The sequence below is a fragment of the Calditrichota bacterium genome (genome assembly GCA_014359355.1).
GTDB lineage: Bacteria > Zhuqueibacterota > Zhuqueibacteria > JANLFK01 > Oleimicrobiaceae > Oleimicrobium.
The window spans coordinates 15863-28660 of record JACIZP010000194.1 but is presented as its reverse complement, the minus strand read 5'-3'; the positions used below and the strand labels follow the sequence as shown (position 1 = coordinate 28660).

Sequence of the window (12798 nt, the reverse complement as noted above, 5' to 3'; positions counted from 1 at the left end):
CGAGATCCTCTACACGTCTGGTACGACCGGCCACTCCAAGGGAGTGATGTTGTCCCACAAGAACATCACCTACAATGCCTTGCAGGGTCTGCGGGCGGTCCCCATCGGCCCGGAGGACACGCTCCTTTCAATCCTCCCCATGGCGCACTCATACGAATGCACCATGGGTTTCCTCGCCCCCTTCTGTGCTGGGGCCAAGATTTATTACATCAAGGGGCTGCCCACCGCGCAGACGCTGCTTCCTGCCTTGGAGCAGATCAGGCCGACGATTGTCTTGTCGGTGCCCTTGATCATGGAGAAGATTTACAAGAAAAAGGTCCTCAGCGAGATCGGCGAAAAGTTCTTGGTGAAGGACCTGTACAAACTCGCACCGATGCGCAAGGCCCTGAACAAAGTGGCTGGCAAGCGACTCTACAAGGCCTTTGGTGGCAACCTGCGCTTCATCTGCTTTGGCGGTGCCGCCCTGAACCCAGAGGTGGAGGCCTTCCTGCGGCAGGCCGGTTTCCCGTACATCACTGGCTACGGCTTGACCGAATCGGCGCCTCTTCTGACCGTCAATCCGGAGGGAAAAGTGAAGTTCCAGTCCTGCGGCAAAGCAGTCGAGAGCGTCGAATTGAAGATTGTGGACCCGGATCCCGAGACAGGCATCGGAGAAATCTATGCGCGCGGGCCCAATGTGATGCTTGGCTACTACAAGAATCCGGAGGCCACCAAGCAGACCCTTCTGGAGGGGGGATGGCTGGTCACCGGCGACCGCGGTTACCTTGATGAGGACGGGTACTTGTACATCAAAGGGCGCTCGAAGAACGTCATCGTTGGGCCAAGCGGCGAGAACATCTACCCCGAGCAGATCGAGGCCAAGCTGGCCGAAAACAACTATGTGCTGGAATCGCTGGTCTACGAGCGCAATGGCCGCTTGGTCGCCCGCGTCCACCTGGACTATGACTTGTTAGACCAGGAAATGGGGTTGCACAAGATGGATGGCGAGCAGGCCTCGCGCAAGATTCAGGAGGTCCTTCAGGCCATCAAGAAAGAGGTGAACGAGAAGGTCTCCACCTTTTCGCGCATTCATGAGGTCATCGAGCAGCGCGAGCCCTTCGAGATGACACCCACGAAGAAGATCAAACGTTATCTTTACACCGCTTGAGCAAGACCGGCTGCTGATCTTCCTTGAGCCGGCCTCCGTTCAGGGGCCGGCTTCTTATTTGTCGTCATCGGGGTTCTTGCCCGCTCGCGAGGAAAGCGAGGCGCTCAGCAGGGCGTCAATGGCTTGGTAGAGTGGCCCCTTGCGCTCATCCTGCTGGCGAGCCAAGCCCACACACACCCTTCCCAGTGCGGCGTAGGCCTGGACAAGGTCGGGGAACTCAGCCAGAGCGCGCAAATGCTTCTCCACTGTGCCGAGGTCGCCGCGCGCGATTGGACCAGTGAGCGCACGCACAGGACCCTCGGCAGCCAGGTTAGTAGCCGTTTGCGCTAAGAGTGGGGCAAGCATACGCTCGGACGTCACCTGGTCGAAGCCCAACTCTGCCAAGAGGCGTTGAGCGCTCGCCTGGAGAGCTACCACGTAGTTTGACGCAAACACACAGGCCAGGTGATAGAGCACGTTCTTGGGGCCTGGGAATTCAACCGGAACCCCGCCGACGCGCCGGAAGAGAGCTGCCAGACGCTGGCGGGCTTCCTCATCGCCTTCTAGGGTTATGTACACGCCGTCCCAAAGCCGCCAGTCGTCCTCCCGCCCCGCGAAGGTCATGACCGGATGGGCTGACGCCACCAGTGCCCCCTGGCTACGCAGCGGAGCCAGAACCGTGGAATCCAAGACTCCGGAGGTGTGCGCTACGACCGTGCCAGGGCGGATGGCGCTGCAGGAGCTCAGTGGTGTAACCAGCTCGGGCAATGCGTCGTCGGGCACGGCTACGAAGACAAAATCAGTGGGACGGGTGAGCGCCGCGACCGAGGAGGAGGCCGTGATGGCCGCACTGAGGGTCGCACATCGCCTCGCCTTTGCCAAGTCGCGGTCGACGATGGCAGTCACTCTCAGGCCGGCCTTGTGGAGCGCGACGGCCAGGCTGCTGCCCACCCGTCCTGCGCCCACTAGGGCAACGCTTTCCGCTCCTCCGTTGGCAGCCGCCACGTTGGCCTTCCTGGATAGTGCCTAAGTGCGACGGTAGACCACGGCCGCCGCGTAGCCCACCACATAGCCGCCGCGCACGCCAGTCACATCGGCCGAGTTAGTCTGGGCGACCACCGTCACCGTGTCGGCCTTGAGCAGGCGCGCGGCGTGCAACATCACGCTCACTGGACCAGCTCCACAGGCCATGTACTTCCCTTGCGTCGCCCCCTCGACAAAATCCTCGGGATCGAAGGCCTCCAGCGCGGCGAGCGTGCGGGAGTCGGCCAACTTGCACTCTTCGTAGGAGTAGCCATGGTAGAGGTCGGTGCTTGCCACGATCAGCACCTGGCGCTCGCCGATGGCCTGCGCTATTGCCTCGCCAAAACGACGGCTGCTCGCCCCGTGGTAGTCGGAGATGACGATGGGCACAATGGGGGTTCCCGGTAGTGCTTTCTGCAGGAAGGGGAGGTGTACCTCCAACGAATGCTCGGCGTCCTCACCGCGCACCTCGTGGCCGCGTGGGGAAAAGCTTACCCCCTTGCCCTGCGCGACGATCTGCTCGGCAAGCACTCTGTCCACAGCCACCTCCCCCAAGGGCGTGGCATATGAAGAAAAGGGGGACACGGCTGCTTCGCGGAAAAGTTCGCGGTGGCTCGGCGCCATGATGACGACGCTTTCGTATGGCTTGCCCATGACCTGCTTGTAAGCGGCTGCCGCGGTAGACCCCGAGTAGAGATACCCGGCGTGAGGCGCCACCAGGCCGATGATTTGCCCTGGAATGTCTCTTTCCGGCGCCTCGGCCAAAAGACGCGTGACCAAGGTGTCGAGCTGTCGAGGGTTCGCGGGGTAGAATGCACCGGCAAAAGCGGCTGGCCGCGTATGCTCTGCTGACCTCATAGTCCTCACCCCTCCATTTGCCCTCGTCTGCACGCCGTGGCGACCCAAGGCATTGGAAGTGAAAACCACTCGCCTGTTAATATAAGACTTTTGGGCTAAGAAGCAAGTCAAAAGTTGTGCAAACGAGGGCCAGGGGATGAGCCGCATTTCAGCTGTGCAGCGTCATCTTAGCCCTTGCAATAGTCGCCGCAAAATGCTATTTTTCGAGCTGCGGAAGTGCGGTTTTGCGAGGATTCACCAAGGGAGACGAATGGGCGGAGTGGATTATTTGCCCAAGAAAGCGTCGAGGATAGTGGCTGTCTGGGGAGGAGTAGGTTGGCTGCTTATTAGTGCCGGGTCTTGGGCTGCCACAGGTCGGGGGGCAGCCAGACACGATGACTTCCGTCGGAGCATCGAGGCCACATGGGCCCAGGTCAGGCCGGAGATCGACGGCTGCTTGCTCGACTCGGCCTGGCAGGCCGTTGCCTTTCAGGGCGACTTTGTGCAGCGCGAGCCGGAGGAGGGCGCAGCCTCCAGCGAACGCACCGAAGTGGCCGTGCTCTATGACGCAGAGAACCTCTACCTGGGCGTCAAGTGTTACGACACAGAACCGGAGCGCCTCGTTGCCAGAGAGATGCTCCGTGACACGCAGCTCGACGACGACGACAACTTTGAGATTGTGATCGACTCGTACCGCGACCGGCGGAGCGGCTTCTATTTCGTCGTCAATCCCCGCGGGGCCATGCGGGATGCGGTCTTCAGCAACGAGGGACGCAATTTCAATCCCGCCTGGGACGGCATCTGGAAATGCCGCACGCAGGTGAACCACCTCGGCTGGTTCGCGGAGATTGCTATCCCGTGGAAGACGTTGCGCTTTGCCCGCCAAGACACACAGGTCTGGGGCATCAACTTCGCGCGCACCATTCGCCGCAAAAATGAGTACACCTACTGGCAATTGGTGCCCCGCGACATTGGCTGGGTGGGTTTGTTTCGACTGTCCGAGGCGGGCACCTTGCGCGGGCTGGCGGGATTGCGTGGCGGCGGTACGTGGGACATCAAGCCCTACGTGGTGGGGGGCATCGAACGCGATGTGAACACCTCCTTCGCCACGGTGCGCAGGGGCGACCTTGGCCTGGACGCGAAGATGTTGGTCACCCCAAACATCGTCGTGGACCTGACGGTGAACCCCGATTTTGCCCAGGTGGAAGCAGACCGCGAGCAGGTAAACCTGACCCGTTTTTCGCTCTACTTCCCGGAAAAGCGGGAATTCTTCTTGGAGGGAGGCGACGTCTTCTCCTTCGGAAGTGGGCGCGGACCTGGTGGCGGCAACATGGAGCTTTTCTACAGCCGCCGCATTGGCCTGGCCGGCGGGTCGGCAATCCCCATCATCGGCGGCGCCAAATTGGTGGGCAAGATCGGCAACTACCAGGTGGGCGCCCTGAACATGGTCACCAGAGCCAAGACCCTGGAAGATGGCGAGCTTGTGCCTGCTGCCAATTTCAGCGTGCTGCGGGTGCGCCGCGACCTGATGAGCAGGGCGTCCTTGGGACTGCTCTTTACCTCCAAGGACGAACTGAGCACTGCGGCATACGGCCGCTCGTTGGGCGTCGACGGGTTCTTCCCGCTGAGCGACTATCTGACGGTAAGCGGGTGGGCGGCAGGTGAATTTGGCGCCGGCGACGGCAGGGGCTACAAGGCCTTGCTCCGGCACACAGCCTCCGAATTGAGCGTGCGCTACCACAGCGACCTGTGGTCCTTCGGAGGTGGTGTGCAGGACGTGGGCGCGGCATTTGACCCGGCCATGGGCTTCGTGCGTCGCAGGGATTTCCGTCGGGCGCAGGTGAGCGGGGAGTACTCGCCGCGGCCGCGCAACGCTACGGTCATTCGGCAGTTCAGCTACCGCCTGGGAGCCGATTGGCGCACCGACCACGCCGGAACCCTGCTGGACAGTGGCATGGATGCGTCCTTCGGCGTGCGTTTTCAGAACAGCGCGCACCTCCAGCTCGGCGTGAGCCGCGAATACGAATGGCTCCCCGAGGCCTGGGAACTGCGCCCCGGACTCGTGGTTCCCCAAGGCGAGTACACGGGATACGAGGGCTTTGTCGAGGTTACTTCGGACCGCGGCCGCTCCTTGTCCGGCTCCCTGGACTTGCACGCGGGAGCCTACTACACCGGCCGTAACGTGGGACTGCGGGCGGAGAGTGAGTTTACCGCCATCCCTCAGGTGAAACTTGCCCTCAACTACAATCACAACTATGTCTCCCTGGATGGAGGGCAGTTCCACACCAACACGCTGGGAGTGCGGTTCTTCTATTTCTTTTCCACGGAACTCTTTTTCAAAGCATACGTTCAGTGGAATGACGACCGCCTGAACTATGGCGGCAAGCATCGCATCGTGAGCAATTTCCTGCTGCGCTGGATCTACAGTCCAGGCAGCGACCTTTACGTGGTTGTAAACGATGGGCGTCTTGTGGGGCCAGGTGGGCAAGAGATCACCAATCGCACGGTCCTCCTGAAAGCCACACGGTTCCTGCGCACCTGAAAAGCCCCTGGCCTCCAGCCAAGGTGACTCGTGCGGAGGGAGCGTATGCAGAGGCAGGGTGAACTTTCTCTACCGGCACTGCGCCGCTTCTTCGACAAGTGGCTGTACTGCACCTTTGTCGACCTTGGGTTGCGAAGCGACGGTGTGCGCGACTATCTCACCGACCTGTTGACCCGCTTTGCACGGACCGAGAATCTGTACCGCCTCAAGGCCTGGGGTGGGAAAGAGGTGCTCACGGTGGTGGAGATGCTCATAGAGGCCGAAGCACGTGCGCATCCGGAGAGTCCCCAGTTTAACCCCAACGATGAACGGGAAATCCGCCGCCACGTGGGCGACTATACCATGTTCATGACGGGCATCTTTCGGGAGTACGTCACGAACATCGGCGTGCTGGATCTCTACCTCAAGCAGGGGGAACTGGCGTACTTGGGAGTGAGCGAGCTGGACGAGATCGCCGAGCGCCAGACGGCGCCCCTGTTCCGCCGTCTGTTCCGCGAGTTTGAAAGGCTCTCTGGCGCGCTGGACTACATGAAGAAGGTCTACTTCAGGCCGGACATCCAGCCGGGTGAGTTCCGCAGCCTCATCGACCGCCTGAGTCGGTGGTAGCGGAGGGCCTGTGCCTTTCTGTAGGCCGCTGCTCTGATGGAGCGGCGGCAAGATGCGAGGAGGACTGCCATGCGTCTGAGGTTGCTGTCTGGACTCCTGCAGGGGGCTGCAGTCGTCGCCACCGTCGCGACGCCACTCTTGGCCCAACATCCCTTCGACATTACCTCCTACGAGCTCGAGCTGCGCATTGATCCGGCCACGGAGACCATAAGCGGGGTGGCCACCGCGCGCTTTTGCAGCCGTGATTCCGCCTTGAAAGCCATTGAACTTGACCTTTCCAGCGCCCTCACGGTGAGCGGCGTCGGGGGGAGCGGTGCGGGTTTTGTCCATGCAAATGACCGGCTCACCGTGCAGTTAGACCATGCGCTGCAGTCAGGGGAGCATGCCGCAGTGACGGTGCAGTACGGCGGCAAGCCACGCAATGTGGGTGGCCTTGGGATGGTGTTCGCGCGGGCGGCAAATGCCCCAAGCGTGCACACCATCAGCTGCCCCTACCACGCCTATCTGTGGATGCCGTGCCGCGATTACCCTGGCGATAAGGCGGATAGCCTGCGGATGATCGTCACCGTTCCGAGCTCCATGGTAGTTGCTTCGAACGGTCGCCTCCTTGGTCAGCAGAGCCACGGCGATGGCACCACGACTTTTACGTGGCTGGAGAGCCATCCGATTTCTACCTACCTCATGTGCATTACCGCCGGCAAGTACTCGGTACTGAACGACGCCTACACCAGCGTGAGCGGAAAAGTCGTGCCGCTGCAGTATTTCGTCTATCCCAGCGAGGTGGCGAAAGCCCAGGAGGACTTTACGGTCATCCCGCGCGCCATGGCCGCCTTTGAACACTGGTTCGGCGAATATCCGTTCGCCGACGAAAAGTACGGCATGGCCGAGTGTCAGATGATTTTCGGCGGCATGGAACACCAAACAATGACGACCATCCATCCCAGCTACATCACGGGGCAACACACCTACGACGATGTCTTCGTCCATGAGCTTGCCCACATGTGGTGGGGAGACTGCGTCACGGTGGAGAGTTGGCACCATTGCTGGCTCAATGAGGGTTTCGCGTCCTATGCCGAGGCGCTGTACCACGAGTACTACTCGGGCAAGTCGGCGTATCACGCGTACATGAACACGAGTCTCAACGCTCTTCAGTACAAGGATCCGGTGTACCGCTATGATCTGAGTAACGCCATGGGCATCTTCGATGCGGTTGTTTACAACAAGGGGGCCTGGATCCTGCACATGCTGCGCGGCATGGTGGGCGACTCGGCCTTCAAGGATATCTTGCGCCTCTACCGCGAGCGCCACAAATACGGCAACGCCACCACCGAAGACTTTTGCCGCGTATGCGAGGAAGTCACCCACACCCCTTTGGGATGGTTCTTTCAGGAATGGGTTTATGACCGCTGGCACCCCGAATACTACTACGGCTACCGTATCACCGATAGAGGGGCGGGCCATGCCCCTCGTTATGCGGTGAAGATGTTCATCGACCAGGAACAGACCCTCGGGCCGCTCTTTCACATGCCCCTGAACATCGACGTGCGCGCGCCAGCAGCCTATCAACAGATTATCTTGCCTCAGGTGGAGGAAAGATATCTGACTCTGTCATGGGAGACAGAGGTTCGTCCGGATACGATCCTGTTGGATCCGGACGGCTGGGTGTTGAAAGAGGCCAGGTGCACGACGCGTCCGGCGATCGGCTGTGTCGCCGCCTCCGTTGTCCACGATTCCGGCAACAATGACGGCCGCGCTGACCCAGGAGAGATGGTGCAGCTCACCCTCCTGCTCGAAAATCGGGGCGTAGACGCGGACGATGTGGAAGTCATCCTCTCCACCACGGACCCGGCGATTGCGCTTCGCCAAGACACAGCGAGGGTAGGTTTTCTGGAACACCGCGGGCAGACAGTGGTCGGTCCTTTCGCGTTTGCAGTGAGCGACACCGCCTCGGCCCGACGCGTGCCTTTTATTGCCCGCATCGGCGCGGCCGGGGGCTACACAGTTTGCGATACCTTCAGTGTAGGGGTGGGGAGGGCGCCGCTGCTACTGGTGGACGATGACGGCGGAGCGTCATATGAGGGCTATTTCCTGGGCCCCTTGGCCGAACTGGGCACCTACGTGGACTATTGGAACTGCGCCCTGGAGGGCCCACCTGGAGTCGCCAACCTCTCCGGCTACGGCACGGTGATCTGGTTTACAGGTGACGACGACAGCACCACCCTCACGCACGAGGAGCAGATGGCGCTCGCCGACTACGTCGGTAAGGGGGGACACCTCCTGCTCACCGGCCAGAACATCGCCTCCGACCTAATGGCGCGGCGCACCGATGCCGACTCGGCCTTTTGTGCCGAGCTCTTGCACATCAGGCTGGTGCAGCCATCCACCTCGGACTATATGGCCATGGGCGTGGCCGGCGACCCGATCGCCCCGGGACTGGTCGTCAACCTGCGGGGACAGTATGGCGCGGGCAATCAGGCTGCTCCGGATGTGGTCGCCCCCCTTGCTCCAAGCGCGTTGATGCTGAAATACTTGCCTAGCCAAGGTGGGGCCGCGGTGCACTGGGAGGACCCACGGACGGGCGCGAAACTGGTTTATTTGGCCTTCGGGTTCGAAGGCATTGGCGGACCAGCAAGGACGACGGCGGCCCAGCTCCTGCAAAAGATTCTCGCCTGGTTTACCCTTCCCAGCGGCGTCGAGTTGGACCGGCCGTCCGCCATGCTCCCAGGGAGCTTCGGTCTCCTGCCGCCGTATCCGAATCCGTTCAACAGCAGCGTGGCCGTCGTGGTGGAATTGCCCGCCAAGGCCAGATTGCGACTGGCAGTGATTAACGCGGCGGGCCAGGTGACGCGCGTGCTGCTTGATGAGCCGCGCGCCGCTGGGCGCTACCGCGAGCGCTGGGATGGATGCGATGCTCAGGGAAACCCGGTGGCCAGTGGCGTATACTACCTGCGGGCGGAGGCCGGACCTTTGCGCGACAGCACCAAGGTGGTCCTCCTTCGGTGAGTCGGTTTCCCGAAACGCCGAGGAATCATGCTGAGAAGACAGCTGCCCCGGCCGCCAACCTACATGGGTCAACTGCGCGAAGGGAGCCCTGGCATTTGATCCCTTATCCCCTCGCGCCGCCTTGCTCCGGCCAATGGAAAGTTGCCGCCCGCTGCAGGGGTTTATCAGCTGAGGGCCCCGATGGAAGACCCTGACTTCAGGATGATGCCCTCCACCTCTACCGGGCCCGCGATCTTCTTAGCTCCCGGAGTCACCTTCTCGGTGAGGTGGGTATCAACCCGGGTTTTCCAGCAGTCGACCACGTTTGCGGTCCGGGAAGCTACGTGTCTCGCGTCGCCGAGCTCGTGGGCGCGGAGGAAAGGGTCCACGCCGCAGATGTTGAGCGGCGCCCGTTCCGGATGGTGCTGCGCCGGCTCGCAGGGAAGAATTTTGACAATGTGCACGCTATCCTTTCTTCCTGTGCCCGGGGGTCACCTGACGGCGCGGTCGATGTCGCCCTTTTGTGCGGCTTGCTCCACGATTTGAAGGAGGGAGAGGCGGCGTGGCACGAGCTCTGGCGAGTGCTCAGGCTCGAAGGTTCGCTTTCGGTCAGCGAACATCATGTGCGGCGGCAAGCCATGATGATGTGTCTTACCGGCACAGGCGTTTACGAGCTCCCACGCCAAGGAGAATTCGCACTCGTTCCGCAGGGTGAATCGCGCTTCGAAAGTGTCTTGGACCGCAGTTCGGGCGGGTTGGCCCCAAACGGGGGCGCAACGGAGGTGACATGCGCGACGTCAAATTGCACACGCTGTTCTTGGGTATCATTCTCATTGCCCTTGGTATTCTGATCCTTCTGCACAATCGGGAGCAGTTGGACCTTTGGGACCTTCTGGAGCAATATTGGCCCGTCCTGATTATTCTGGCAGGTGTCTACGTCCTGCTCCACGCGTTTAGTATGCCGGAAACCCGGCCAGTCCTGGAAGCGGTGTTGGAGCAGCGAGACACGGGCACCATGGGCGATGTCTTTCAGCATCACGCCGTGTGGGGCGACATCAAGCTCGTCAGCGAGAGTGCTGCTTTTCGGGGCGGAAGTGTGCGCACAATGTTTGGTGACGTGGAACTGGACCTCTCGCGCGCCGACATCGCTCCTGGCGAGCAAAAGCTCGAAGTGTCATCGACCTTCGGCGATGTGACTATCCGCGTCAAACCGGGAATGCCCGTAGGGGTGCGCGCCACCGCGGTCCTGGGCGATGTCAACGTGTTCGGGCAGAAGCGCTCAGGCATTGGGTCCGGCATCACTTACCAGAGTCCTGACTATGCCCAGGCACAGGCCAAGTTAGCCATATCCATTTCGCATGTTGCCGGCGACATAATCGTGTGCTAATTGCAGAGTACGCCTCAGCATTCCTCATGTAATGGCGTCAGCTGTGCCAAACCTCCGGCCAAAATCGGCCTGGGTCCTGTGGCCGGTCTCAGGGCCGCATGTCGCTTGAGGCTCTCTCGGCTCGTGGCAAGGAACATTTGCCTTGCGGTTTCGTATGAATGCATCGTAGCTGGTAGGCAGAATAGAGGAACCTTTTCTCGTGTAGTATGAATGGTTCTCGCATTGGGAGGGCGCTTGGGGTGTGAACCCGCAGCGCCTACGGGTTTCGGGCGAAGCGCATCAGCCTGTGGGAGTCGAAAGATGACGAAACTGCACGCGCGTGGCATGCTGCATATGATTACGGCCCTTGCGCTTGTTGGGTCAGCATGGTGCTCCACAGCGCTGGCCCAGGCGGTGGCGCCAGCTGAGGTCATGGAAAAGCTCGCAGCTGCCGGTGGTCCAGAGAAGCACCCCGAGGCCAATACGATCCTGGTGGACATGAAGACCGAGTACCTGAACCAGCTCGATGGTACCTACGTGGCGACGGTGTACGGCCTGCGGAAGATCCTCAGCGATGAGGGGAGAAAACAGCATGGCCAGGAGCGCTTCCAGTATTATCGCAAATATGACCGCATGCACGTCACCCTGGCCAGGGTGATCAAACCCAATGGCTCCGTGGTCGATGTGCCGGCAGAGAACATCAAAGACCAGACCATTCCGGAAGTGGCAGCCATGAACATCTACGAGCCGGACATGCGGCAGCTGGTCATCACCTTCCCCGGTCTAGAGGTGGGCGATGCTACCGAATTTATGGTCATTGATACCTGCCATCGTGCGGTGATCCACGGCGAGTTCGATGTGATGTACCTCTTCCAAGAGATGGATCCAGTGGTCCACGATGAGCTGGTGGTTACGGGCCCGGCGGCGCGGCCTTTGCGCTACAAGGTGCAGAACGATCCCTCTGGGAGCGTCCGTTTTGCCCGTAGCGAACAGGACGGCTCAGTGACCTACCGCTGGTGGGCGGACAACCAGCCGCGCATCGTGGCGGAGCCGGCCATGCCCTCGCTGATTAACGTGGCCCCAGGGGTGTGGGCGTCGACGATCGCTTCGTGGCGACAGATTTCTCGTTGGGGGTATCAGCTCAATGAGCAGTACATCGACATGAACGAGGCGCTGCGGGCCGAGACGCACCGGCTGGTGCGCGGCTGCGCTACGCGGCAGGACACGCTGCTTGCGCTGTACCACTTTGTGGCGCAGAAGGTCCGCTACATGGGCATCGGCCTGGGCAAGAAAACGGGGTACGACCCCAAGCCAGCCACCAAGACCTACGAGACCAAGTATGGCGTATGCCGCGATGTGGCAGTGCTCCTTACTGCGATGTTGCGCGAGGTGGGCATCCCTGCCTATGTCGTGTACACCTCCGCGGGCTATGAGCAGTACAGCGAGGTTCCCAACCTCTTGTGGAGCCATGGCATCGTGGCTGTACCTGAGGGGGGCGGCTACGTCTACATAGACCCCACCGTTGAGAATGGCATGGACCTGCTCATGTCCGTGGAGGCAGAACAGGTCACGCTGGTGCTCACCGCTGCGGGAGACAGCTTGGCGCGCACGCCCTACAGTCCTGCCGAGGACAACGCCGCTCATTTTGCCGCTACTACCAGGCTGCAGGAAGATGGGTCAATGAGTGGCCTTATCCACGTTGAAGCGAAAGGCATCTACGACTTGGCGCTCCGTCAGGTGGTGAAGGCACTGCCGCCCGCCCGTCTCAAGAACGTGTTCCAGGAGTTGGGGGCATCCGCCTTCCCCGGATTGGTGGTGGAGGAGGTAACCTTTGGCGATCCGGAGGACCTCTACCATCCGCTCACGCTGGACATTCGGCTGAAGGCCCAGGATTTTGCCCTGCGGGCCGGCAAGTACCTGTTGGTGAAGAACCCACTGGCAGGTGGCGTTTTTGACCTGCTTGGCAACCAGTTCTTGCGCATGGCCAATCTGCCCAAACGTACCTATCCGTTCAATCTGCAGACGACTCTGGCCTCGCTGTGCGAAGAAACGCTCGTCATTCCCAACGGATTCAGAGTAAAAGCCTTGCCCAATGAGGTCCGCGTGGAGCAGCCAGCGGTGGGCTACAGCATGCAGTTTGCCGAGACACGCGTTGAGGAGCCAGAGCCCACCACGGCCGTGCAGTTCACCAGCAAACTGGCGCTGAGGCGCAAGATCTACTCTCCAGAGGAATACCTGCAACTCAAGCAGGTTATGAAGACGGCACAGCGCTCCACCCGTGGCGAAATCATCCTTGAGAGGGCCAACTGACCGCTC

10 protein-coding genes are annotated in these 12798 nt (G+C 61.0%); 7 read left to right on the top strand and 3 right to left on the bottom strand.

Features of this window, described 5'->3' with window-relative positions; all coding sequences use genetic code 11:
• Positions 1–1147: AMP-binding protein (locus tag H5U38_08725; GenBank protein ID MBC7187103.1), on the top strand; the 1147-nt coding region annotated here is incomplete at its 5' end.
• A 54-nt stretch (positions 1148–1201) separates the two neighbouring features.
• Here H5U38_08725 and H5U38_08720 read toward each other — a convergent pair.
• Positions 1202–2131, bottom strand: a complete 930-nt coding sequence (locus H5U38_08720; protein ID MBC7187102.1) for a DUF2520 domain-containing protein — start codon at positions 2129–2131, stop codon at positions 1202–1204.
• 21 nt (positions 2132–2152) lie between these two features.
• Entirely contained in the window at positions 2153–3007 is an 855-nt protein-coding gene (amrB, locus tag H5U38_08715) for an AmmeMemoRadiSam system protein B (GenBank protein ID MBC7187101.1), read from the bottom strand.
• Between the two features lie 250 nt (positions 3008–3257).
• Between amrB and H5U38_08710 the strand changes: the two genes are divergently transcribed.
• The 3 genes from H5U38_08710 to H5U38_08700 all read left to right on the top strand — a co-directional run bounded on the left by H5U38_08710 (position 3258) and on the right by H5U38_08700 (position 9137).
• A complete protein-coding gene (locus H5U38_08710; GenBank protein ID MBC7187100.1) occupies positions 3258–5528 on the top strand; it encodes a carbohydrate binding family 9 domain-containing protein in 2271 nt (756 codons plus the stop codon).
• A gap of 45 nt (positions 5529–5573) precedes the next feature.
• Entirely contained in the window at positions 5574–6134 is a 561-nt protein-coding gene (locus H5U38_08705; GenBank protein ID MBC7187099.1) for a hypothetical protein, read from the top strand.
• 69 nt (positions 6135–6203) lie between these two features.
• Entirely contained in the window at positions 6204–9137 is a 2934-nt protein-coding gene (locus H5U38_08700; GenBank protein ID MBC7187098.1) for a hypothetical protein, read from the top strand.
• 164 nt (positions 9138–9301) lie between these two features.
• On the opposite strand, the gene H5U38_08695 is transcribed toward H5U38_08700, so the two are convergent.
• Positions 9302–9580: a hypothetical protein gene (locus H5U38_08695; GenBank protein MBC7187097.1), complete on the bottom strand. Its 279-nt coding sequence runs from the start codon at positions 9578–9580 to the stop codon at positions 9302–9304.
• On the opposite strand from H5U38_08695, the gene H5U38_08690 reads away from it, so the two are divergent.
• The 3 genes from H5U38_08690 (at position 9461) to H5U38_08680 (ending at position 12792) form a co-directional block, all read left to right on the top strand.
• On the top strand, positions 9461–9967 hold the full coding sequence (locus H5U38_08690) for a methyltransferase domain-containing protein (protein ID MBC7187096.1): 507 nt from the start codon (positions 9461–9463) through the stop codon (positions 9965–9967). The genes H5U38_08695 and H5U38_08690 overlap by 120 nt on opposite strands.
• The gene (locus tag H5U38_08685; protein ID MBC7187095.1) at positions 9904–10503 is read left to right on the top strand and encodes a cell wall-active antibiotics response protein; all 600 of its coding nucleotides are present in this window, start codon (positions 9904–9906) and stop codon (positions 10501–10503) included. The genes H5U38_08690 and H5U38_08685 overlap by 64 nt, the downstream gene beginning before the upstream one ends.
• Before the next feature lie 300 nt (positions 10504–10803).
• Positions 10804–12792 carry a DUF3857 and transglutaminase domain-containing protein gene (locus H5U38_08680; GenBank protein ID MBC7187094.1) on the top strand — a complete coding sequence of 663 codons (1989 nt, stop codon included), beginning with the start codon at positions 10804–10806 and terminating at the stop codon, positions 12790–12792.
• The last annotated feature ends 6 nt before the right edge of the window (positions 12793–12798 follow it).